This is a genomic window from Pseudomonas faucium, assembly GCF_021602585.1.
Lineage (GTDB): Bacteria > Pseudomonadota > Gammaproteobacteria > Pseudomonadales > Pseudomonadaceae > Aquipseudomonas > Aquipseudomonas faucium.
The window spans coordinates 35141-57667 of sequence record NZ_BQIP01000021.1; the positions used below are offsets into that span (position 1 = coordinate 35141).

The following is a 22527-nucleotide window of genomic DNA, read 5'->3' on the forward strand; positions in this document are numbered from 1 at the left end:
TTAGTTGTTGGGGTCCTGCTCGCCGGTCAGTTGCTCGAACAAGGCCTGGCGAGCCAGGTCGCGGCCGGCGTTCAGGCGCCGGCTGGCCTGGTCGTAGGCCTGGCTGTCGAGGTCCATCCTGCGCAATTGGCCGGTTTCATCCAGCGGCGGCTGGGGCATCACGTCGGTGATCGCCTGCAACACCGCCTGATCCAGCGAGGCCACCGCTTCGTTTTCAGCGTCCAGGCAGTAGTCCAGGTACTGCAGGCCCTGGTACCAGCGTTCGTCGAAGGCCGCGAACTGTGCGGCGAAGTGCTGGCCGAGATAGCGTTGCCAGGTGGGCAGGCGTGCCACCCAGGCCCGGCGCTCGGCGGCTGTCTGGTCGAGCGCGAGCACCGCATCTTCGACGGCTCTTGTCACGTGCCCTGAAACCATCGCCTCGGCGCGGTAGAGCATGCCTTGGCTGGTTTCCGGGAAATCCAGCGTGAATGCCAACGATTGGCGCAATGCCAGGCGGATTTCGATCAGGTCCGTGCCGCCGAGCAACAGGTGATCGTCAGCCAGCCGATCGAGTTCATCCAGGGCAGGCAGGGCCAGGTCTTCAAGCGGCGCTTCGGGCGGCAGGCGCTCCAGTTCCAGCAAGCGTGCCTGTCGTGCCAGGCGGGCGAGCTGGATCCGCTCGGCCAGTGCGTTGACCATTTCGCGGCGATAGAGCCTTCTGAAGAAATTGAACAGGTAGTAGGGGCGGTCGGCTTCCTGGGCAAGCTCCCTGAAGGCCAGCACTTCGAGCTCGAGGGCGCTGAAGCCATCGGCACCGGCATCACCGCAGGTCGGTGGGTATTCTTGCGCGACCGTCTCCAGGTGGCTGCGCAGCGCTTGATCCCTGCCGGCCTGTTCCAGCAACTGCCAGACCTGGGTGGTCATCTCCGGCAGGTTGTCCCGGGCCTGCGCCGAACCTGCGACACGTTCCACGACGTCGCGCAGATGAGGGTTGGCATTGTCCGCGAACAGATCGTCCCAGAGCGCGCGCCGATCCGGGCTGGCGTGCTGCGGCCAGAAGTCTTCGCTGGCGTCCGACAGTTCGCTGTCGCTGTCGATTTCCACACCCGCGGCACGCAACCTGCGATTGCTTTGCTCGTCCAGTTCATTGGAATTGAAGTCCCACCCGCCATCTTCGCGAGCAGTGCGTAGAGCCTGGGCGAACGGGCTGGCGAGAATTGGCTCGAGGTCTGGCAGCGCGGCGATCGGGTTGTAGCTCAGGCCGAGCGTGCGCAGTTGCAGGTCGGCCCGAGTCATCAGCGCCGTGAGCCCGTTTGGCCAGCTGTGCAACAGGCAGTTGCGCAGTTGCAGGTTGGCCAGCTGGGCCAAGCCGGTCACATCCGGTGCGTGCTGCAGGGGGTTGTTGGTCAGGCGCAGCTCGCGCAGGTGGGCCAGGCTGGAGAAGCGCGCGGCCAGGTCTGGTGTCAGGGCGATCTGGTTGTTTTCCAGATCAAGGTATTCGATGGGCAGTTGGGAAAAGGTCTGCAGATCTGCATCCGTCAGCCGTATCTGGTTGAGGCGTAAGTTCAACCGGCACAAGCGGGTCAACCCAGCCAGGCGCTGGCGCATGCTCGCGGTCAGGGCATCGAGCTGGTTGTTGCCCAGCTCCAGCACTTCCAACTGCGGGGTGTAGGCGAGCGCCGCGAACAGCTGTTCGAAGTCCAGCTCCGGGCTTTGCGCGACGCGAAGCGTGCGCAGCGAGGGGAAGCTCTGGAAGAAGTCCGCGGGCAGGGTGCTGATGCCGATGTTGCGGATATTCACCGAGCTGATGTGGTCGAAGCGCGCCGGCAGCGAGGGCAGGCCCCCGATCTCCAGGGTTTCCAGGTTCAGGCTGTCTGGGTCGTCCCGGCGCCAGGCGCGGTTGAACAGATCGCTCGCCGAGGCGCGCCTGGCGCGCTCTGGCTCGGGCGCTTGTTCCTGCCATTGGCGCAAGGCATCGGCGAGTGTGTCTCGCTCGAATTGCAGTGCACGAATTTGCTCGGCGAGATTGCCGCGTTGGCGCAGCTGACGCAGCAATGCGCTGAGCTCAGGCTCGGGCAGGCCCGGATACAGTGCGCGTAGCTGCCGCTGCGCCGGGTTGGCGAAGGGCCGCCGGCCACTGAGCGGATAACCCGCGCGGCCATCCGCCAGGCGCATGGGCGAACGGTAGCCTGGCCGGATCGGTTGCTGGCCGATCAGCTTGGCCGCATGGGCGCGGTCGGCGGCAGCGCGGTAGAAGCGTTGCTGGGCATCGGCGTCGGGTTGCTCGGCCTTCAGGGCCGCATCGAGCGTTGCGCTGTCGGCGTTGGCCAGTTCTGGCCGGTACAGCCCCAGCAGTGCCTTGTTCAATCGGGCATGGGCCTGCAGTGCCCGGGCTTCCTCAGCAACGCGCAGGGGGACTCGGCCATTGCCCAGGTGCTGGCGCTCGCTGGCGCTGATCCTGGCCATGACCTGCTGGAGGGCTCGGTGGGGCACGCCGGGAAACTGCCCGGCAATGACCTGGGCCTCCTGGGACAGGGCGCTTGCATGACGGGTGTAAAGGCGCTCGAACAGCGCTTGGCGATTGCTTTGAAGGTGGCGAGCGAGTTTATCGCTCAACGCCTTGGCCTGGGCGGCCGCGTCGCTACCTTGCAGCCCCAGCTCGTTGATGGCTTGCTCATCCAGTTGCGCCACGATCCGTGCGCTGAGCTGGCCGTTCTCCAGTTCGCTGCGGTTGATCTCGATCTGCACCGGGTAGGCTTCATCCGCTGTGCCGTAGCGCGTGTAGTCTCCCCAGCTTTCCGGCCCGCTGTAGGCTTTGATCACGTGCTGCAGGGGCCAGTCTTCGAGCTCGGTGATGCTCGGTAGCGCGAAGTTCTTGTAGGCAGCAAGCGGCTTGTCATGGCGCACACGGTCGATGATGTCGTCCACCTGGCGGGTGGACCTGAGTCGGTCGAGGATATCGGCGAGCAGGGCGGGGGTGGGTTGTGCGCCGACTTGGGCGTGGCGCAGGGTGTCGGCGTGTTCCCCGGCGCATTGCATCGCGGCGTTCAGCGCGCTGTCATCCAGGCCTTCGCTGATCGGCCCCAGGCGCCGCAGCAAGCGGCGCTGGTCCCATTCGGCCGGGTTTTCATGAACGGTGCGCCAGGCGCCTTCGCCGTTGCCCAGCAGCGCTGGCCGGTAGGCCTGTGGATCTTGCGGGTGGTTCACCTGCCAGCGGCCGTCCTGTTGCACCTGTTCGAACAGCTCGCCCTCCATTCGCACGTAGTAGCGGCCATCGAGCGTGTAGCGGCCTTGGGCGTCAGGTTCGAGGTGTTCTGGAATCGACTGGGCGTTGGCATAGCCTTTCAAGGTACCGCTCCAGAGTTGCTCCTTGCCGTCTTTGACGATGCTCTGCAGGCCGTCGACGAAACCGGAGGCCTTCAGCGCAACGCCCCCCGCGCCTATCGCACCGACCACGGCGACGTTCAGCAACACCGACTCCAGCTGCGCCAGGGCCTGGGCGTTGTCGCCGTCCTCCCAGGCCGAGACGCCCTCGAACACGCTCTGCAGGACCTGCGAGGCACCGAGGGTGAGCATGATCGGGTTCAGGCAGGGCACGAACATGGCCGCGACGTTGACCACGTTCAGGCCGATGTCGAACCAGTACTCAAGGTTGCGCAGGCGTACCTGGGCGTCGACATCGGCAGTGGGTACGGCGATCTTGCGGGCATCTGCCCTGAGCCGCACCAGGTGGTTTGCCTCCAGTGCCGACCAGGGGCGGGTGGGCAGGGGGTGCTCCTGGGTTTCAAGGTGGATCGAGTCGCGCACTTGCGGCGGTTCGTCGGGCAATTTGTCGGCGTTGCTGAACAGTGCCTGCTGCAGGCGCGTGTTCAGGTCGGGTTGCTGCGCTTGCAGGGCCAATGCCACGAAGCGTCGGCGGTAGTCGCTGTTCAGCAGCTGGGTACGCAGATGCTGGTAGGCCTCGCCCAGGGAGGCGAAACCATTGACCGAGTCTTCATCTGCGGGGTTAAAGAGGAACACCGGGTCATGGCTGCGGTTTTCTTCAGGTGCGATGAACAGCATTTCATGGATGGGCGTGCCAAGCAGCTGCACCTGCCAGCAGCGCAGGGGGCGGCCTTCATAAGTGGGCTCGGCTTCGCCGGCACACAGTTGGTGCAGTGCGGCCGAGGCGGTGGCGCCAAGCTGGCCCTTGCAGGCGGCGATGTGCACCTGTACCCGAAACGCATCGCGCCGTGCGGCTACGGCCAGCTCATGCAGCCGGCTTTTTTCGGGGCCTTCGAAGATGGCGTCCAGATGCGCTTGATAACGCTGGCCCAGGTCCAGCGCACGGGTCTGTTCGATGAAGTCGCCGAGGCTCAGGCCCTCGATTGGCAGGATGTCCTGGCGGCTGCGCTGCAGGCGGCTGAACGAGGTGGTGTCGGCGGGCCCTTCGAAGTTGTGCAGGGCGGCTTCCAGCAGGCTGCGATACTGCGCAGGGCCCTTAGGCACGATTTCGTTGAGCTCCGATGGGGGGCGAGACCCAGGGGGCACGCCAAAGGGAAGTTTCACCTCGGTGGGCTGGTACACGTACTGCGCCTGGTCAACCGGGATGTTCAGGTTCAACTGCTGTTGCAGCAGCGGCGTGCAGAACGTGGCGAGATTCTGCAGGGCACCCAAGGCCGCCTGCAACGCCTGGTGGCTGGCGTCACGCTGGGCGATGGCACGCTGCAGTGCCTGGCGGGTGGGCGTGTCCGCGGCGGTGTACCAGGGATAGGCGGCACCGTCGGCGTCCAGGTACTCCTTGCGCAGGCTCTGCACGATGCGGCTGGCATGATCCGGGTGCAGGGCCTTGCTCCAGCCAGGCAGGGTACGCAGGATCTGGGCGTGGTGGTACGGCGTGTAAGTCATGGCGTTTCTCCAGTCGAAGGAGGCGCCATGGGGCCGCAGCAGAGCGCTTGGCGTGCGGTAATTAGTTGCGTGAGGGGCGTCGGTCACGCACATGCGGCTGTCGGCGAGGGGCCAGCGGCGGCCGGCCGGCTGGGCCATGGTAGGGTGCCGGCCTGACGAGTACGCGCCAGGCACCAGCCAGGGAGAGAGAGCATGCGTTCGCCGTTCAGTCCCAAGGACCATCTGCTGGACCTCGACGGAATAGAAATTGCCGTGCGCTGTTGGGGCCCGCAAGACGGCATGCCGGTGCTGGCCTTGCACGGCTGGCTCGACAACGCCGCCTCGTTCGAGCGCCTGGCACCGATGCTCGAAGGCTGCTTCGTGGTGGCCCCCGACCTGGTCGGCCACGGCCGCTCCGACCATCGCCGCCATGACAGCGGCTACTACCTGTGGGAACACGCCGAGGACATGCTGGCGGTGGCCGAAAGCCTGGGCCTTGGCCAGTTCCATGTGCTGGCCCATGGCATGGGCACCGGCATCGCCTCGCTGCTTGCGGCCATGAGCAGTGGCATCGCCAGCATGATCTTCCTCGACGGCATGGGCGCGCCGTTCACCGTGGCCGAGAGCGACCGCGTGCAGCACCTGGCCCGCGCCTACCGGCTCAAGCGCATGGTGCAGCGCAGCCAGCTGCAGGGTTTTGCCGAGGCCGATGGCAGCCGTTTCGACAACCTCGAAGCGGCCCTGGAGCAGCGGCGCAAGCGCCTGGATGGCGAGCTGTCGGAAGAGGCGGCGCGGCTTTTGGCGCTGCGCGACCTGCTGCAAGTGGGCGAGGGTTATTGCTGGCGGCATGACCCGCGCCTGGTACTGCCCGAGCCGATGCCGCTGACCGAGCGCGAGGCTTGCGACCTGCTGCGCGAAATCCGCTGCCCGCTGTACCTGCTGCTGGGCCGCCAGGGTGCGTTCACCGGTGCTGCCTTCGAGCAGCGCCAGCCGGCCTTGCCTGACCACGCCCGGGTTTCCTGGCACCCGGGTGGGCACCATCTGCACCTGGAGGCGCCGGAGCGTGCCCTGGCCGAGCAGATCCTGCGTATCCTCAGCCGCCATGAAGGCGGGCTGTTGCAACGCCTGGTCAACGAGTGAGCAAAATGGCCAGCCAGCCGCTGGCTGGGCTATGGTGGCTGACGCCGCCGAGCAACCGCCACAAGGAGACCTGGCATGCGACCGTTCACCCTCAAGCACATCGACCACCTGGTGTTGCGCGTCAGTGACCTGCCCCGCAGCGTGGCGTTCTACCGCGACCTGCTGGGCTGCACGGTCAGCCGCGAGCGCGCGGATTTAGGCATGGTCCACCTGGCGACTGGCACGGCAATGATCGATCTGGTGACCCTCGATGGCCCGCTGGGGCGCCCAGGCGGCGCGGCGCCGGGGGCCGAGGGGCGCAACCTGCACCATTTCTGCCTGCGCATCGAGCCGTTCGACGAGCAGGCCATTACCGCCTACCTGCAGGCAGCCGGTGTGGCGGTGGAGCCTGCGGAAAAACGCTATGGGGCAGAGGGCGAGGGGCTGTCGCTGTATTGCTACGACCCCGACGGCAATCAGGTCGAGCTCAAGGGCCCGGTGCCGGTTTGACGGCGAGGCGCCTTGCCAGGGTGCACTGGTTTCTGGGGTGATGGCATCCGCCGATGCTGGCAAGTGGATATCCCGGCAAAGCCGATTATGCTTCAGATACCTTGCTGCGAATCGAGGCGGCCCGCCTCGTCGTGCTTCGCGCAACCAAAGCAAGCCCTAGGGCCTGGGTGCGACGGTGAAATGGGTGTGAGGTACTCCGGCCTGCGATCACGACAAGACGGAGGCAACCCATGGCGGTTCTCGACAGCGCATCCACGGGCAGTAGCGCGCCCCAACGTGGCATCACCAAGGAGGAACGCAAGGTCATCTTCGCTTCCTCCCTGGGCACCGTGTTCGAATGGTACGACTTCTACCTCTATGGCTCACTGGCGGCGATCATCGCCAAGCACTTCTTTGCCGGTGTCAACGAAACCACCGCGTTCATCTTCGCCTTGCTGGCCTTTGCCGCAGGTTTTGCCGTGCGGCCCTTCGGCGCCATCGTGTTCGGCCGCCTGGGCGACATGATCGGGCGCAAGCATACCTTCCTGATCACCATCATCATCATGGGCCTGTCCACCGCGATCGTCGGGCTGCTGCCCAGCTATGCCAGCATTGGCGTGGCGGCGCCGGTCATCCTGATCAGCCTGCGCCTGCTGCAGGGCCTGGCGCTGGGTGGCGAGTACGGCGGGGCGGCAACCTACGTGGCGGAGCATGCGCCGAAAGGGCGCAGAGGCTTCTTCACCGCATGGATCCAGACCACCGCAACGCTTGGCCTGTTCCTGTCGCTGCTGGTGATCCTGGCCTGCCGCACGGCAATGGGTACCGAAGCCTTCGAGGCCTGGGGCTGGCGCATTCCCTTCCTGCTGTCGATCCTGCTGCTGGCGATTTCGGTGTACATCCGCCTGCAGCTCAACGAGTCGCCGGTGTTCATGAAGATGAAGGCCGAGGGCAAGGCGTCGAAGGCGCCGCTGACCGAGTCGTTCGCCCGCTGGGAAAACCTCAAGGTGGTGATCATGTCGCTGCTCGGCGGCACCGCCGGCCAGGCGGTGGTGTGGTACACCGGGCAGTTCTATGCGTTGTTCTTCCTGTTGCAGACCCTGAAGATCGACCCACAGACTGCCAACCTGCTGATTGCAGGCTCGTTGCTGATCGGCACGCCGTTCTTCATCGTGTTCGGCAGCCTGTCCGACCGCATCGGCCGCAAGAAGATCATCATGGCGGGCTGCATCATCGCCGCGCTGACCTATTTCCCGATCTTCAAGGCGCTGACCGAGTACGGCAACCCGGACGTGTTCGTCGCCCAGGAGCAGAACCCGGTGGTGGTGGTGGCCGACCCTGGCCAGTGCGCCTTCCAGTTCGACCCGGTGGGCAAGGCCAAATTCATCAGCTCCTGCGACATCGCCAAGAGCCTGCTGGCCAAGCGCGCGATCCCCTACCAGAACCAGAAGGCCGAGCCGGGCAGCGTGGCGCAGATCCGCATCGGTGAGCGGGTGATCCCAAGCTTCGACGGCAGCACCCTGGCCCCGGCAGACCTCAAGGCCCAGAGCGATGCCTTCACCGCGACCCTGACCGGCGCCTTGAAAGAGGCCGGCTACCCGGAAAAAGCCGACCCGGCGAAGATCCACTACCCGATGGTGCTGTTGCTGCTGACCATCCTGGTGATCTACGTGACCATGGTGTACGGGCCGATCGCGGCCTGGCTGGTGGAGCTGTTCCCGGCGCGTATCCGCTACACCTCGATGTCGCTGCCGTACCACATCGGCAATGGCTGGTTCGGCGGCTTCCTGCCGACCGTGGCCTTTGCCATGGTGGCGGCGACCGGGGATATCTACTACGGGCTGTGGTACCCGATCGTCATCGCGCTGATGACGGCGGTGCTGGGGATCTTCTTCATGCCCGAGACCAAGGACCGGGACATCAACCACACCTGAGGTTTGCCTGGCGGTAGCCGGCTCTTGTGGGAGCCGGCTTGCCGGCGATGAGGCCAGTGCATTCAGTCAAAATAGCCGCGCAGGCTGTAGGCATAGCCAATGTCCACAGCCTTGGCCTCACCCCGGCTCCAGCGCTTTTTCATGACGAACTCGAAGGCCGGCTCGTACAAGCCGTCACGCACCAGCGCCCCCGCCAGCACCTCGACGTCGTACCAGCCATTGTCCAGCTCGATGATCGGCCGCCCCGGCACCTGGTAGCGGGCCAGCAGGTCGCCGAGGGTCTTGGGCGTGAAATGCTGCAGGATGCGCCAGGTGTAGAGCATCACGGCGCGGTTCTCGACCTGCAGCACGTAGCCGTTGCGCCGATGCTTGAGGCGGCTGCCCGGTTCGAGCAGCGCGGGCGGGTGGCCGTCGAGGGTGAAGAGGATGTGGTAGGGCAGGTTGTCGACCCCGGCCAGCGGCAGCACGATGCCTTCCTGCACCGCCCGGTCGCCGCTGTCGTGGTGGGTGAATTCGCGGGCCAAGTCGTCGGGCAGCTGGTGTTCGTGCTTGAAGCGTTCGAGCAACTGGATGTCACCGACCAGAAAGTAGTCGACCAGGTCGTTGAGCACTTCGCTGAATTCGTGGCGCATCTGTTTTCCTTGTTGTGGCGCACGGGCAACAGCAGCCAATGTAGCGAAAGGCTGGTTGGCCTGCCAGGGGCCGGCCGCTAATGCTTCTGGGCGATCTGGATCAGGTTGCCGCAGGTGTCGTCGAACACCGCCACGGTGACCGGGCCCAGGTGGGTGGGCTCTTTGGTGAACTTCACGCCCGCCTTGCACAAGCGGGTGTACTCGGCCTGGATATCGCGCACGCCGAACGAGGTGGCGGGGATGCCATCCTGCTTGAGGGCGGCCTTGTAGGTCTTGGCGGCGGGATGCATGTCGGGCTCGAGCACCAGTTGCACACCGTTGGGGTCGTTGGGCGAGGTGAGGGTGAGCCAGCGGTACTGGCCCATGGGGATGTCGTCCTTGGGCTCGAAACCGAGCACGTAGTGGTAGAAAGCCAGGGCCTTGGCCTGGTCGTCGACGAGGATGCTGGTGACAACGATCTTCATAGGCAAACTCCCTACCTGTGGGCCGTTAGCTATCAGTAAAGACCCTCTGGATCATTTCACCAGCTTGCTGCATTTCCAGATCGATGCGCAGGGGGCCGGGCAATAGGCTTTGCGGGCTAGCCACGCCAATGAGGAGATCTGCCATGAAAAACAGCGAAATGGATGCATTGCCCCGTTCCGAGCCCCACGATCGCGCCGCAACCGAGGGTGCGCTCACTGAGAAGTTGCCCCGCAACAAAAGGGGGATGGCGCCGGTAACAGGGTTTCGTTGTGACCCGAGCTATAAAAAGATCGGCGATGATTGCGTACCTGCCAACCCCGAGTTCGATTGACCTCGACGAGCCCTGAAACCCCAGGCAAGCCTGTGATGCCGCACAGGCCTGCCTGCCTGGCGCAGCAAAATATGCTCAAGGCATAGGCAAATCCTTGATCATCCAGCAGCCCGCGCCTGCGGCGGCGCGGTAAAGTGGCAGGATAATTCCAAAGGCGCCACCTGGCGGCGCCAAAGAGGTGCCTGTGGCTTCCTATACCTTGCGACAACTCAAATACTTCGTCACCACCGTCGAGGCCGGCAGCGTCGCCGAGGCCTCGCGCCAGCTGTACATCGCGCAGCCCTCGATCTCCACGGCGATCAAGAGCCTGGAAGAGAGCTTTGGCGTGCAATTGTTCATCCGCCACCACGCCCAGGGCGTGTCGCTGACCCCCAGTGGCAAGCGCTTCTACGCCAAGACCAAGACGCTGCTGCAGATGACCCACGAGTTCGAGCAGAACGCCCTGGCCGACAACGACACCGTGGCCGGGCAGATCGACATCGGCTGTTTCGAGACCGTGGCGCCGTTGTACCTGCCGCGCCTGATCGCAGGTTTTCGCCAGCGCTACCCAGGCGTCGACATTCGCCTGCGCGATGGCGAGCAGCAAGACCTGATCCAGGGCCTGACGGCGGGCACCTTCGACCTGGCGTTTCTCTACGACCACGACCTTGACGGCACCATCGAGGCCGAACCGCTGATGCCGCCGCAAAAGCCCTACGTGCTGCTGCCGGAGAAACACCGCTTTGCCGGCCAGGCGCAGGTGTCGCTGCGCGACCTGTGCCCGGAGCCGATGATCCTGCTGGACGTGGCGCCGAGCCGCACCTACTTCGTGAGCCTGTTCAACGAACTGGGCCTGACGCCGAACATCGTCTTCAGCTCGCCCTCGATCGAGATGGTGCGCGGGATGGTGGGGCAGGGTTTTGGCTTCTCGCTGCTGGTGACCCGGCCACATTCGGAGTGCACCTATGACGGGCAGAAGCTGGTGACGCTGGACATTGCAGAGCCGGTTGCGCTGTCGGGGTTGGCCGCGGCGCGGCTGAAGCGGGTGCAGCTGACCAAGCCTGCGCAGTTGTTCGTGGAGTTCTGCCGCGAAGAGCTGGCCAAGTTCTGAAACAGCATCGCCGGCAAGCCGGCTCCCACACAAACCCCACATGCCTTAAGACTGTGAAGCTTCTGTGGGAGCCGGCTTGCCGGCGAATGGGGCGCAAAGCGCCCCCGGCCCATCAATGAATCACTGCTGATCCGGCACCACGGCAATCACATCGATTTCCATCAGCCACTCGGCCTGGGCCAACCCCGCCACCACCAACCCGGTGGAAATCGGGTACACGCCCTTGAGCCATTTGCCCACTTCCTTGTACACCGGCTCGCGGAAGCGCGGGTCGGTGATGTAGGTGGTGGTCTTGACGATGTGCGACAGGTCCGAGCCGGCTTCCTCGAGCAGCTGCTTGACGTTCTTCATCGCCTGCTCGGTTTGCGCCCGTGGGTCACCCAGGCCTACCAGGCGCCCTTCGAAGTCGGTACCTACCTGGCCACGCACGTAGACGGTGTTGCCCGCCCGCACGGCCTGGCACAGGTCGTTGTCCAGGGTCTGGTTGGGGTAGGTTTCCTTGGTGTTGAACATGCGGATGCGAGTATGAGTAGGCATCAGTGGGCTCCGAGGGTGCTGACGTTGCTGATCGATGGGGTGTGCTGGTCTTGCGCTTCGCGCTGTTCGCGGTCGCGGTAGGCCAGGTAGGTGCGTTGGGTGGCGATGTGGCCGGCGACGTGCTTGGCGTCGTGCCACACGCCCCAGATGAACGACGAGCCACGGCGCGACAGCCAAGGCAGGCCGAGGAAGTACACGCCAGGCTCGCGCGATACGCCGCGCTGGTGCTGGGGCTTGCCGTTGGCGTCGAAGGTGTCGACCTGCAGCCAGCTGAAGTCCACGCCGTAGCCGGTGGCCCAGATGATGCTGGTGACCCCGGCCTGGGCCAGGTCCAGCTCCAGCAGCGGGTTGCTGACGCACGCCGGGTCGGGCAGGCGCTTGCGCGCTTCGGGCTCCAGCGGCAGGTCCAGGCCGTTGCGCTCGATGTAGGCATCGGCGGCATCGAGCAGGGCCAGGTAGTTTTCGTCGCCACGCTGGATGTTTTCGGCCAGGTTGTCCTGGAAGCGCGCCACGCCGTTGTCGAACGACTGGGTCAGGCCGACCAGGGTCATGCCTTGGTGGGCGAGGGCGCGGAAGTCCACGGTGTGGCCGCCGCGGGCACCGCTGACGGCGATGGTCACGTGCTCGCGGCCAGGCTTGGCGATTTCTGCATCCCACTCGCCCAGCACGCCCAGCCACCAGCAGAAATCACGGTTGCGGTAGGCACGCGGCGGGCGGTCATGGGCGCCGACCGAGAGGTACACCTGGCGCCCGGCGCGCATCAGTTCTTCGGCGATCTGCACGCCCGAGGAGCCGGCACCGACGACCAGCACCGCGCCTTGCGGCAACTGCTCGGGGTTGAAATAGGCCGCGGAGTGAATCTGGTGCAGCTGCTCATCCTTGGGCGCGATGGCCGGGATGACCGGACGCTGGAACGGGCCGGTGGCCGCAACAATACGGTTGGCGCGGATCACGCCTTCGTTGGTTTCGACGGTGAAGCCTGGGCGGTCGGCGTTGCGCACCACCTTCTTCACTTCGATACCGGTGCGCACCGGCAGGTTGTATTTGCGCACGTACTGCTCGAAGTAGTCGGCAACCTGGTCCTTGCCGGCGAAGGCATCGGCGTCGAGGTTGAATTCAAGGCCTGGGAAGCGGTCGTGCCAGACCGGGCCGTTGGCCACCAGCGAATCCCAGCGGCCGGTGCGCCAGGCCTCGGCGATGCGCTTGCGCTCCAGCACCAGGTGCGGCACGCCGAGCTTGCTCAGGTGTTCGCTCATGGCCACGCCGGCCTGGCCGGCGCCGACTACCAGGGTGTCGATTTCGATATTGTTCAGTGTCATGTCCGAGCCCTTGTTCAGGCGGTTTTTGTCAGGTCGGTTGTGGAGGACCGCCGTTACCTGGGGCCAGACTAGGGATGCCGCCGAAATCGCGAAAATAGTATTTAGCTAGTGCTTGCCGATAAAACGGCGAAGGCCTTGAAAGCCGGGGCTTGCAGCGATGATTCAGGGTATTTTTCGAGTGTTTTCGAGGGCGCTGTACGGCCTTAGTTTTTTCCTCTTCAAGGCACAGGAAAAAGGTCGTTTCGCGCACTAGAGGGTTCTGTTCAGATTGCCTGCAATCGCACAGAACAACAGGAGCATTCACATGACCTTTTCCATCATCGGGCGCTGCCAGGAAACCGGCCAGGTCGGCATTGCCATCAGCTCGTCGAGCATCGCCGTGGGCGCCCGTTGCCCGTGGGTACGGGCCGGTGTCGGCGCCGTTGCCACCCAGAACATCACCTTGCCTGCACTGGGCCCACAGATTCTCGATGCGCTGGAGCAAGGCCAGCTGCCACCCGCGGCGGCGCTGGACCGGGTGCTCAGCGCCAATGGCTGGAGCGAATACCGCCAGGTCACGGTGATCGACAGCAACGGCCAGGTGGCGCTGTTCACCGGTAAAGAAGCTTTGGGCGTGCACAACGCCGTGGCCGGCGAGCAGTGCGCGGCGGCCGGTAACCTGTTGTCTTCGGTGCAGGTGCCCGAAGCCATGGTGCAGGCCTTCGAGCAGGCCGGTGGGCACCTGGCCGATCGCCTGCTGGCGGCCATGCACGCGGCGATGGCCGCCGGTGGCGAGGCCGGGCCGGTGCATTCGGCGGCGATGAAGATCGCCGGCGAATTGACCTGGCCGCTGGTGGACCTGCGCGTGGACTGGGCCGAGCAAGACCCGATCGGTGAACTCGACGGCCTGTGGCAGGCCTACCGCCCGCAGATGCAGGACTACGTCACCCGCGCCCTGGACCCCACCACCGCGCCAAGCTACGGGGTGCCGGGCGATGAGTGAGTTCAGCAGCCGCGCGTTGCTTGCGCGGTTGGTCGGCTTTGCCACGGTCAGCCGCGATTCCAACCTGCAACTGATCGAGTTCGTGCGCGACTACCTGGCCGGGCTCGGCGTACACAGCGAGCTGTTCCTCAACCCGGAAGGCACCAAGGCCAACCTGTTCGCCACCATCGGCCCCGAAGGTGTGGGCGGTGTGGTGCTGTCGGGGCATACCGACGTGGTGCCGGTGGACGGCCAGGCCTGGACGCTCGAACCGTTCAGCCTGACCGAGCGCGATGGCCGCCTGTATGGCCGTGGCACCGCTGACATGAAAGGCTTCATTGCCTCGGTGCTGGCGGCGGTGCCGGCGTTTCTCGCGCAGCCGCTGCGCATGCCGGTGCACCTGGCGTTTTCCTATGACGAAGAGGTTGGCTGCCTGGGCGTGCGCTCGATGCTGGCGGCGCTGCAACAGCGGCCGAACAAGCCGCGGCTGTGCCTGATTGGCGAACCCACCGAGCTCAAGCCTGTGCTCGGGCACAAGGGCAAGCTGGCCATGCGCTGCCAGGTGCAGGGCGCGGCGTGCCATTCGGCGTATGCGCCTTATGGGGTCAATGCCATCGAGTATGCCGCCAAGCTGATCGGCAAGCTGGGTGAAATCGGCGAGGCACTGGCGCTGCCCGAGCACCATGATGCGCGCTTCGATCCGCCGTTCTCGACGGTGCAGACCGGCGTAATCAATGGCGGCCGGGCGCTGAACATCGTGCCCGAGGAATGTGCATTCGACTTCGAAGTGCGTGCTTTGCCAGGGTTCGAGGCGCAGGCCGTGGCTGACCAGTTGCAGACCTATGCCGAGGCCGAGTTGCTGCCGCGCATGCGCAAGGTCAATGGCGCCAGTGCGATCCGTTTGGCGCCCTTGAGTGCCTACCCGGGGCTGGCCACGCCGGCAGACAGCGAGGCGGCGCGGTTGGTGGCGCTGCTCAGTGGCTCGGAGGCGTTCGGCACGGTGGCGTTTGGTACGGAAGGTGGGCTGTTCGACCAGGCTGGCATTCCCACGGTGGTGTGCGGGCCCGGGAGCATGGACCAGGGGCACAAGCCGGATGAGTTCGTCAGTGTCGAGCAGTTGCAGGGGTGTGATGCGATGCTGCTGAGGCTGGTGGATTACCTCAAGCAGGGGGAGTAGTGCTGGCCCCATCGCCGGCAAGCCGGCTCCCACAGGACTGGTGTGGGAGCCGGCTTGCCGGCGATAGGGCCGCAGGGCTTAGAAGGTCGCCTTGACCTGCAGCCCCACTACCAGCGCGTTGTCGATGTCCTTCCCGGAGAACGCGCCCGGCTCGATGATGTACTGCACATCGGGCCGCAGGTTCAGCCACGGCGTGGCCTGGTAGCCATAGCTCAGTTCGATCAACTGCTCGGCGTTGTCGATGTTGGGGAACGGCTGCCCGGCATTGAACGCGGCATCTTCCAGCACGTCACGGCTGCGCGGGTTGGGCACGGCGCGGCCATAACCCAGCGCCACGGTGTCACGTGGGCGGCCGGCGAACGGCTTGGACAGCACCACGCCTGCGCCATACCACTTGGTGAACGGCGACGCCGCCTCGCTCGACGCCGAGTACTGGCCGAAGGCGTGCAGGCTGCGGCCCGGCGAGCCGGCATCGTTCCACACCGCCTGGTCGACCAGCAGGTAATGGCCGCCACGGCCGGACACTTGCTTGTCGCTGCCGATGCGCTTCACGTCGGAGCTGTCGTAGTAGTAACCCAACTTGTATTCACCGGGCAGCTCGCCCTGCAGCTTGTACACCAGCTCCACCGGCAGCACGGTGCCAGTGGTGTGCTTGGGCCCCAGGTGCCAGGCGCGGCTGGAGTTGCCGTTGCTTTGCGGGTCGACGTTGAACGCCGCCACGCGCAGTTGCCAGGACGGCGACAGGTCGTACTTCACCCGCGCGCCGAGGTGGGCGTTGGGGTAGTTGGTCCAGCCGCTGCCGCCGGACATGTTCAGCGGATGGCCGCAGAAGCCGGCGTTCATGAAGTTGCACAGGATGCCGCTGTCCAGGCCGCCGAGGTCGTTGCCCATGGCCATGTAGCCGAGCTTGACGTTGAGCGCGGGGGTGAACAGGGTGCGCTCGTAACTCAGCTCGGTCAGGCGGGTGTACAGGCCACCGTAGTTTTCCTGGATCGGCAGGCGGTTGCCCACCAGGTCTTCCGAGGCGCTGTTGCCGCGGCGGTCGTTGATGGTCAGCTGGATTTTGCCGCCGTTGTCCAGGCCGTACAGCTTCGACAGGTCGAACTGCGCCCCCAGCTTGATGTTCTGCGAGTAGCGGGCCGAGCGGTGCAGGCCGCCATGGGCGTTGTAGGCGGTTTCACCGCTGTAGTCGCCGGTCAGCTTGACGCCGTCTTCCTCGAGCTGGTGGCGCAGGCCGCCCCAGTCGCCGGTCAGGGTGTTGCGGGTCATCAGGTCGCCATCGGCCAGGGCGGTGGTGCTGGCCAGGGCGAGAAGCAGGGGAGTCGTGAGGCGAAAAGCGGATGGCATTGCGGGGTCTCTTTTTATCTTTCAGGGCCTCATCGCCGGCAAGCCGGCTCCCACAGGTGTGGGAGCCGGCTTGCCGGCGATGAGAACGACGCGATTTATGGCAGTGCGTAGGAAATCACATAGTCGCCACGGTCAGTCGACTGGCGGGCGCCACCGGCGGTGATGACCACGTACTGCTTGCCGGTCTTGGGCGAAACGTAGGTCATCGGGCCGCCCTGGCTGCCGACTGGCAGGCGCGCCTTCCAGATCTCGTTGCCGTTGCTGCTGTCGTAGGCGCGCAGGTAGAAGTCCTGGGTGCCGGCGATGAAGATCAGGCCGCCTTGGGTCGACAGGGTGCCGCCAAGGGTGGGCAGGCCGATCTTGATCGGCAGGTGCATGCGGATGCCCAGGGGGCCGGTGTCTTCCACGGTGCCGACCGGTACCTGCCAGGCCACCTGGCGGGTCTTCATGTCGATGGCGGTGAGGGTGCCGAACGGCGGCGCCTGGCACGGGATGCCGGCGACCGACAGGAAGCGGTTCTTGTTCACCGCATATGGGGTGCCCTTGAGCGGCACGGCGCCCATGCCGGTGTTCAGGGCCTCGCCACCGGAGGCGGCCGCGGCCTTGTTCTGCGACGGGATCATCTGGATCCACAGGCCCAGGCGCATGTCGTTGACGAAGATGAAGCCATGCACCGGGTCAGTGGAGATGCTGCCCCAGTTCATGCCGCCCAGCGAACCCGGGAAGCTCAGCGACAGGTCGGTGCCTGGCGCGGTGTACAGGCCGTCGTAGCGCATCTTCTTGAAGTCGATGCGGCACAGCAGTTGGTCATACGGGGTGGCGCCCCACATGTCCGACTCGGTCAGGGTTTGCGCGCCGATCTGCGGCATGCCGACCGATTTCGGCTGGGTCGGGGAGTACGGCTCGTTGGGGATGTTGCTTGGCTTGACCGGCACTTCGTCGACCTGGGTCAGCGGCTTGCCGGTGGCGCGGTCGAGCACGTAGATCTGGCCAGCCTTGGTGCCGATCACCACCGCAGGCACGGTCTGGCCGTCGTCCTTGGTGAAGTCGATCAGGCTGGGCTGCATCGGCAGGTCGAAGTCCCACAGGTCGTTGTGCACGGTCTGGTACACCCACTTCTGGTTGCCGGTGGTGGCGTCCAGGGCCAGCACCGAAGCACCGTAGGTGTGGTCCAGGGTGTTGCGTTCAACGCCGTAGATGTCGGTGGACGAGGAGCCCATCGGCAGGAACAGGGTGTTCATCGCCGGGTCGTAGGACATCGGCGCCCAGCTGTTCGGGGTGCTGCGCACGTAGGTGCTGTCACCCTGCGGTGCCTGGCGATCCTCGGGGTTGCCCGGGTCGAAGGCCCAGCGCATTTGCCCGGTGATCACGTCGAAACCACGGATCACGCCACCTGGCATGTCGGTCTGGACGTTGTCGGCAACACGGCCGCCCACCACCACGGTGGTACCGGCCATCAGCGGCGCCGACGACAGCTGGTAGTAGGAGTCCGGCACGTCACCCAGGCCTGCCTTGAGGTTGACCTGGCCGTTGTTGCCAAAGCCCTGGCAGAACTCGCCGTTGTCGGCGTCGACGGCGATCAGGCGGCCGTCGATGGTGTTGGTCAGCAGGCGACGCTGGCAGTTGGCGCCGGCCGGCACGCTGCCACCGGTGATCGGCGAGCTGTTCGGCTGGGTCGGCTGGGCGATGGCGGCGGTGGCGTCGAAATAGGCCATGCCGCGGCAACGCTGCCAGACCTTGGACTGGGCGTTGATGGCGTTCTTCCACAGCTCCTTGCCGGTGTCGGCGTCCAGCGCGATCAGGTTGTTGTGCGGGGTGCAGATGAACACCTTGTTGCCGATCTGCAGCGGGGTCAGCTGGTCTTCGGCACCGTTGCCGTCGCTGATGGCCACGTCACCGGTGTGGTAGGTCCAGGCCACCTTGAGCTTGTCGACGTTGTCGCGGTTGATCTGGTCGAGCGCGGCGAAGCGGCTGCCACCTTCGGTGTTGCCGTAGTGCGCCCAGTCTTTCTGCGCCTTGCCGGCTTCGACCGGGGTCATGCCCGGGCCCTTGCCGTTGGGGGCGACGCTTGGGTGGGCAACGAACATGTTGCCGGCGGCGATCACCAGCACCACGGCCAGCACGCCGGCGATGCCGTAGGCACCGCGGCCGGCGCTGGCGCCGCTGGCGCGTGCCAGCAGCGGGTAGACCAGCGCCACCACCATGCCGATCGCGCCGAACATGAACAGGCGCGAGAACAGCGGCCAGAACACCAGGCCGGTGTCGACCACTGCCCAGATCGCGGTACCGAGCAGAAAGGCTGCGTACAGCCAGGCGCCGGCCTTCTTGCGGCGGGCGATGAGCACACCGGCGATGGCCATCGCCAGGCCGCCGATCAGGAAGTACCAGGAACCGCCCAGGCCGGCCAGCTTGACGCCGCCAGCGGCGAGGAGCAGGCCGAGCAGGGCGATGACCACGCCCAGGCCGACCAGGAGGATTTTTGTGGCGCCAGCGGCGCGCGGTGTTTCGTTCATGCCAGGGATCTCAGCAGGTGGAATGCGCGCAGTTTAAGCCCTTAGCAAGCTAATTAACAAGTTAGTACATAATCTTGTGAGGCTGATTGTCGCAGGCTTGAACTTGCGGGTTTGTCGCGAAAAGTTTAGATCAGGCAGTGAACAATGCTTTAAAAGCAGGTGTTTGTTGGTGTTCCGAGCGCTGCTCAGACTTTTGTATTAGGCACCAAAGGGCCTGCCGCAAGCAGGCCCCTTTTCTTGCCTAGAACTGATAGGTGCCGGTGAGGATGGCCGCCCGGCTGGCGCCATACTCGACGGCCGACGAACGTGCGGCGTTGCCGTTCTGCTGACGCACGCGCTCCACGTAGGCTTTGTCGAACAGGTTGTTGACGTTCAACTGCAGGTCGAGCTGGCGGTTGACCCGGTACCCGACCATGGCGTGGTGCAGCCAGTAGGCATCGAGCTTGGCGTTGGTGCTGGAGGTGACGTTGCGTTCGCTGACATAGCGGGCGCCATAGCCGAAGGTCCACGTGGGGGTGAGCTGGTAGGTGGTCCACAGGTTCAGCGAACGCGGCGGGGTATTGCCCAGCGCCTGGCCCTTGCTGGCGAAGCCGTTGCTACCTGCGGCCGCCTTGAGGGTTTCGCTGTCGAGGAAGGTGTAGTTGGCGAATACCGTCCAGCGTTCGCTCAGGTGGCCCGTGAGCCCCAGTTCCAGGCCCTGTACGCGTTGTTTGCCGGACAGCACGGTGGAACCGTCCGCCAGCGTTTCGCGGGCGTTGCTCTTGACGATATGAAACAGCGCGGCGTCCAGCTCCAGTCGCTGGTCGAGCATCAGCCATTTGCTGCCCAGTTCCCAGGTCTGATTCCTTTCCGGCGCGAGCCCTTCGGTGGTTGCACTCAGGCCCCGCGCGTTACTGGCCAGTGACTCGGCCGAAGGGTTGAAGGAGGTGCCCCAGGCAAGGTAGACGCGCCCGTGTTCGGTGGGTTTGTAGACCAGCCCGGCCCGGCTGCTGACGGTATGGTCGAGGCTGTCGAAGGCCGAGGTGCGCTCGTGGGCCGGGGAGTACCCCTTGGCGCTGCCGGCGAAGCGGTCGTGGCGCAGGCTCAGGTGCAGGTCCCAGCGCTCGTTCAAGGCGATGCTGTCGAACAGGTAGAGGGCCTGGTTGTCCAGCGCGGTTTCGGTGTAGCCCGAAACCGCCTTTTGCACGGGGCCGCTCCAGTAACCGGGCGGGTTCTTCAGCGGGTAGCCGTTGGCGGGGTAGCGCGGGGTGCCCAGGCCATGGTTGTAGGTTTTCAGCGCCAGCGTTTCGCGTGACAGCTCCACGCCCATCACCCAGTCATGTTCCAGGCCCAGCAGCCGGTGGTGGCCACGCAGGCTGGTCTGGCTGATCCACATCTGCGTGGTGGCGTCGCGGCCGTAGCCCTGCGGGCCGGCAGGCAGGTAACGCCCAGGGGGCAAACCGCGGGTGCTGACGTGGGAGGCAGAGACCACGGTGTCACGCCTGAGCTGGCTGTAGCGGGTCAACTGCTGCAGCTGCAGTTGTTCGTTGAAGTCATGTTGCAGATCGAGCGTCAGCTGGTTCTGCTCGATGTGCTCCTTGTCGAGGTTCTTCCAGCCGAAGTACTGGTCGCGCTCGACACCCGCCAGGCGCTTGCCGTCCAGCGCCGGCACGCCGTAGTCGGGCAGGTTGTCGTCGACCTGGTGCAAGGCGCTCAGGGTCAGCCAGGTGGCGTCACTCAGGCCCAGTTGCAGGGCCGGGGCTATGCCCCAGCGCTGCTGGTCGATGCCGGGGCGGCCGGGCACTTCGTTGCGGTGCGCCATCAGGTTGAGGCGTGCCGCGCTGCCTTGGCCGACAGCGGCCAGCGGCTGGTTGCTGTCCAGGGTCAGGCGTTGATAGCTGGCGCTGCCGAGGCTGCCGCCCAGGCGGGTGAAGGCCTGGTGGTCGGGCTGCTTGCTGATGAGGTTGATGTTGCCGCCGGTGGCGCCGGCGCCGCCGAACACTGAGCTGGGGCCTTTGATCACCTCTACCTGTTCGAGGTTGAAGGTGTCGGAGCGCGTGGTCTGGGCGCTGTCGCGCAAGCCGTCGACCTGGATGCTGTTGCTCGCCGAAAAGCCGCGGATGTTGATGTTGTCGCCAGAGCCGCCACCGCCTTCACCGGCGTTGAAGGTGATGCCGGAAACATTCGACAGCACCTGGCGCAAGCCCAGCGCCTGCTGCTGGGCAAGCACCGGGGCCGGGACCACGGTGATGGTCTGCGGGGTGTCGAGCAAGGGGGCCAGTTGCTTGATCGACGCGGAGCGTTCGGTACGGGGGCTGGTCGAGGCGGGCGCGTTGACCTGCGTCTCTTCAAGCTCGATCAAGGGTTGCACGGCGAGGGCATTGCCACACAGGGAGGCGGCGCCCAGGCCAAGGGCGGAACTGCGCAGCGCGCTGCGAAGGGTGCGATCGGTTGTAAGGTGGTGCATGCGTGAATGTCCAGCGTTGGTGAGTGAAGCCGGGCTGTGAGTGGTTTTCACAGGCGAGCGGGGGCACTGCGCCATGGCCAAGGGCCGCGCAGGGGGGTCAAGGAAAAGAAGTCGGGGCGATCAGGTCAGCTGGCAGGCCAGGGCGCTGCGGTGCCGTAGAACACGGCTAGCCAAACGGTATGGCTGCCCTGGGCGGTCCACTCCACGCGGTGCCGGCAGTGGGCCGGGATGTCCAGGCAATCGCCGGGTGCCAGCAGCCGGGTGTGGGATTCATGCTCCAGGCGCAGGCCGGCACTGCCGCTCAGCAGCAGGATCCATTCGTTTTCGGGCTGGTCGTACCAGAAGCCGGGCGGGCTGCACTGGCCGCTGGAAACGATGCGTTCGATACGCAACCCAGGGCGCTTGAGCAGGTCGTCGACCCACTCCGGCGCGGCGGGGTTGCAGGAAGGGAGAGGGGTCAGGAGGTTGGAGGGTGTCATAGGGAATCTCGCTCTACAGGAGTTCATTCACTATGGACTTCATCGAAAATCGGCGCGCCTCATGGGCACCTACTCAGCGTGTAGGACTTTTCTGAGGCGCTAGGCAAAAGGATACATATGGACAAGCTTCTGCCGATCCTGCGCGTTATCGGCTGAGCGGCAAGGCCACGCCAATCAGCGCGAACAGGCTGCCGCAGCAGCGGTTGAAGCCCTTGCCGCCCTTGGCCAGCCAGGGGCGCACGCGAAATGCCATCCGTGCCAGCAGGTACTCGACCACGAACTCCACGCTGGCGAAAGTCGCCGCCATGATCACGAACTGCAGCAGCAACCCGCGATGCGGGTCGAGAAACTGCGGCAGGAATGCGCCATAGAACAACAGCACCTTGGGGTTGGCCACTGCCGACAGCAGGCCCTGGCGGAACAGGTCTGCATTGCCCAGGCTGGCCGTGCGCTGGCTGGCCTCCAGCTGCAAGGCCGGGCTGCGCCAGAGCTGGATGCCGAGCCACAGCAGATAGGCCCCGCCCACCCATTTGAGCACGGTCAGCAACGAAGCCGAGGCTTGCAGCAGGGCGCTCAAACCGAACATGGCCAAGGCAATCAGGGCACTGAAGCCGAACACCCCGCCGACAATGGTGAACAAGGTGCGCCGGGCGCCATACAGCGCACCGTGGGTCAGGGCCAGCAAGCTGTTGGGGCCGGGGGTGAGCGACAGGCCGATGCTCGCCAGCAGATAGAGGAGCCAGGTATCCAGTGCCATGGAAAATGCCTTGAGTTCGAGATGGCTGCCAGTTTAAGGGACGGCGCGCGATGCCGAGGGTATTATCTGGACATTCCATGGTGTTATCT

At 65.3% G+C, this 22527-nt stretch carries 17 protein-coding genes; 7 read left to right on the forward strand and 10 right to left on the reverse strand.

The annotated features are described in order from the left end of the window. Window positions 1-4866, reverse strand: a complete 4866-nt coding sequence (locus tag L6D75_RS21180) for a dermonecrotic toxin domain-containing protein (RefSeq protein WP_176515229.1) — start codon at window positions 4864-4866, stop codon at window positions 1-3. Between the two features lie 192 nt (window positions 4867-5058). Here L6D75_RS21180 and L6D75_RS21185 point away from each other — a divergent pair, with 192 nt between their 5' ends. The 3 genes from L6D75_RS21185 (at window position 5059) to L6D75_RS21195 (ending at window position 8384) form a co-directional block, all read left to right on the forward strand. Beyond that, entirely contained in the window at window positions 5059-5985 is a 927-nt protein-coding gene (locus L6D75_RS21185; protein ID WP_176515227.1) for an alpha/beta fold hydrolase, read from the forward strand. Window positions 5986-6060: 75 nt separating this feature from the next. After that, entirely contained in the window at window positions 6061-6474 is a 414-nt protein-coding gene (locus L6D75_RS21190; RefSeq protein ID WP_176515226.1) for a VOC family protein, read from the forward strand. A gap of 230 nt (window positions 6475-6704) precedes the next feature. Next, complete coding sequence (locus L6D75_RS21195; RefSeq protein ID WP_176515224.1) at window positions 6705-8384, forward strand: MFS transporter; 1680 nt, start codon at window positions 6705-6707, stop codon at window positions 8382-8384. 62 nt (window positions 8385-8446) lie between these two features. On the opposite strand, the gene L6D75_RS21200 is transcribed toward L6D75_RS21195, so the two are convergent. Next, complete coding sequence (locus tag L6D75_RS21200) at window positions 8447-9016, reverse strand: hypothetical protein (protein WP_176515222.1); 570 nt, start codon at window positions 9014-9016, stop codon at window positions 8447-8449. 77 nt (window positions 9017-9093) lie between these two features. Then, complete coding sequence (locus tag L6D75_RS21205; protein WP_176515221.1) at window positions 9094-9480, reverse strand: VOC family protein; 387 nt, start codon at window positions 9478-9480, stop codon at window positions 9094-9096. 143 nt (window positions 9481-9623) lie between these two features. Between L6D75_RS21205 and L6D75_RS21210 the strand changes: the two genes are divergently transcribed. Beyond that, entirely contained in the window at window positions 9624-9812 is a 189-nt protein-coding gene (locus tag L6D75_RS21210) for a hypothetical protein (protein WP_176515219.1), read from the forward strand. A 184-nt stretch (window positions 9813-9996) separates the two neighbouring features. Then, window positions 9997-10902, forward strand: coding sequence for a LysR family transcriptional regulator (locus L6D75_RS21215; RefSeq protein ID WP_176515217.1), 906 nt, complete (start codon window positions 9997-9999; stop codon window positions 10900-10902). Between the two features lie 120 nt (window positions 10903-11022). Here the strand turns inward: L6D75_RS21215 and L6D75_RS21220 are convergent, their stop codons facing one another. Together L6D75_RS21220 and L6D75_RS21225 are read right to left on the reverse strand one after the other, a co-directional pair. Beyond that, window positions 11023-11439 carry a RidA family protein gene (locus L6D75_RS21220; RefSeq protein ID WP_176515215.1) on the reverse strand — a complete coding sequence of 139 codons (417 nt, stop codon included), beginning with the start codon at window positions 11437-11439 and terminating at the stop codon, window positions 11023-11025. Next, complete coding sequence (locus tag L6D75_RS21225; RefSeq protein WP_176515213.1) at window positions 11439-12758, reverse strand: flavin-containing monooxygenase; 1320 nt, start codon at window positions 12756-12758, stop codon at window positions 11439-11441. The genes L6D75_RS21220 and L6D75_RS21225 overlap by 1 nt, the downstream gene beginning before the upstream one ends. A gap of 304 nt (window positions 12759-13062) precedes the next feature. Here L6D75_RS21225 and L6D75_RS21230 point away from each other — a divergent pair, with 304 nt between their 5' ends. Both L6D75_RS21230 and argE read left to right on the forward strand, forming a co-directional pair. Next, the gene (locus L6D75_RS21230) at window positions 13063-13740 is read left to right on the forward strand and encodes a DUF1028 domain-containing protein (protein ID WP_176515211.1); all 678 of its coding nucleotides are present in this window, start codon (window positions 13063-13065) and stop codon (window positions 13738-13740) included. Next, on the forward strand, window positions 13733-14896 hold the full coding sequence (gene argE, locus L6D75_RS21235) for an acetylornithine deacetylase (RefSeq protein WP_176515209.1): 1164 nt from the start codon (window positions 13733-13735) through the stop codon (window positions 14894-14896). The genes L6D75_RS21230 and argE overlap by 8 nt, the downstream gene beginning before the upstream one ends. Window positions 14897-14974: 78 nt before the next feature. Here argE and L6D75_RS21240 read toward each other — a convergent pair whose 3' ends face one another. The 5 genes from L6D75_RS21240 to L6D75_RS21260 all read right to left on the reverse strand — a co-directional run bounded on the left by L6D75_RS21240 (window position 14975) and on the right by L6D75_RS21260 (window position 22438). Further along, window positions 14975-16243 (reverse strand): carbohydrate porin, encoded by a 1269-nt coding sequence (locus L6D75_RS21240; RefSeq protein WP_176515207.1) that lies wholly within the window; start codon window positions 16241-16243, stop codon window positions 14975-14977. Between the two features lie 95 nt (window positions 16244-16338). Further along, window positions 16339-18756 carry a glucose/quinate/shikimate family membrane-bound PQQ-dependent dehydrogenase gene (locus L6D75_RS21245; protein WP_176515205.1) on the reverse strand — a complete coding sequence of 806 codons (2418 nt, stop codon included), beginning with the start codon at window positions 18754-18756 and terminating at the stop codon, window positions 16339-16341. Window positions 18757-18997: 241 nt separating this feature from the next. Then, entirely contained in the window at window positions 18998-21202 is a 2205-nt protein-coding gene (locus tag L6D75_RS21250; protein ID WP_176515203.1) for a TonB-dependent receptor, read from the reverse strand. A gap of 125 nt (window positions 21203-21327) precedes the next feature. Then, complete coding sequence (locus L6D75_RS21255) at window positions 21328-21681, reverse strand: cupin domain-containing protein (protein WP_176515201.1); 354 nt, start codon at window positions 21679-21681, stop codon at window positions 21328-21330. 145 nt (window positions 21682-21826) lie between these two features. Next, window positions 21827-22438, reverse strand: coding sequence for a LysE family translocator (locus tag L6D75_RS21260; RefSeq protein WP_176515199.1), 612 nt, complete (start codon window positions 22436-22438; stop codon window positions 21827-21829). Window positions 22439-22527: the final 89 nt, after the last annotated feature.

Excerpts from the sequence above, each read along its gene's own strand:
- L6D75_RS21180 (WP_176515229.1), bottom strand. The coding sequence starts at position 4,866 with ATGACTTACACGCCGTACCACCACGCCCAGATCCTGCGTACCCTGCCT.
- L6D75_RS21195 (WP_176515224.1), top strand. The coding sequence starts at position 6,705 with ATGGCGGTTCTCGACAGCGCATCCACGGGCAGTAGCGCGCCCCAACGT.
- L6D75_RS21240 (WP_176515207.1), bottom strand. The coding sequence starts at position 16,243 with ATGCCATCCGCTTTTCGCCTCACGACTCCCCTGCTTCTCGCCCTGGCC.
- L6D75_RS21205 (WP_176515221.1), bottom strand. The coding sequence starts at position 9,480 with ATGAAGATCGTTGTCACCAGCATCCTCGTCGACGACCAGGCCAAGGCC.
- argE (WP_176515209.1), top strand. The coding sequence starts at position 13,733 with ATGAGTGAGTTCAGCAGCCGCGCGTTGCTTGCGCGGTTGGTCGGCTTT.
- L6D75_RS21200 (WP_176515222.1), bottom strand. The coding sequence starts at position 9,016 with ATGCGCCACGAATTCAGCGAAGTGCTCAACGACCTGGTCGACTACTTT.
- L6D75_RS21250 (WP_176515203.1), bottom strand. The coding sequence starts at position 21,202 with ATGCACCACCTTACAACCGATCGCACCCTTCGCAGCGCGCTGCGCAGT.
- L6D75_RS21220 (WP_176515215.1), bottom strand. The coding sequence starts at position 11,439 with ATGCCTACTCATACTCGCATCCGCATGTTCAACACCAAGGAAACCTAC.
- L6D75_RS21210 (WP_176515219.1), top strand. The coding sequence starts at position 9,624 with ATGAAAAACAGCGAAATGGATGCATTGCCCCGTTCCGAGCCCCACGAT.
- L6D75_RS21185 (WP_176515227.1), top strand. The coding sequence starts at position 5,059 with ATGCGTTCGCCGTTCAGTCCCAAGGACCATCTGCTGGACCTCGACGGA.
- L6D75_RS21255 (WP_176515201.1), bottom strand. The coding sequence starts at position 21,681 with ATGACACCCTCCAACCTCCTGACCCCTCTCCCTTCCTGCAACCCCGCC.
- L6D75_RS21225 (WP_176515213.1), bottom strand. The coding sequence starts at position 12,758 with ATGACACTGAACAATATCGAAATCGACACCCTGGTAGTCGGCGCCGGC.
- L6D75_RS21230 (WP_176515211.1), top strand. The coding sequence starts at position 13,063 with ATGACCTTTTCCATCATCGGGCGCTGCCAGGAAACCGGCCAGGTCGGC.
- L6D75_RS21245 (WP_176515205.1), bottom strand. The coding sequence starts at position 18,756 with ATGAACGAAACACCGCGCGCCGCTGGCGCCACAAAAATCCTCCTGGTC.
- L6D75_RS21190 (WP_176515226.1), top strand. The coding sequence starts at position 6,061 with ATGCGACCGTTCACCCTCAAGCACATCGACCACCTGGTGTTGCGCGTC.
- L6D75_RS21260 (WP_176515199.1), bottom strand. The coding sequence starts at position 22,438 with ATGGCACTGGATACCTGGCTCCTCTATCTGCTGGCGAGCATCGGCCTG.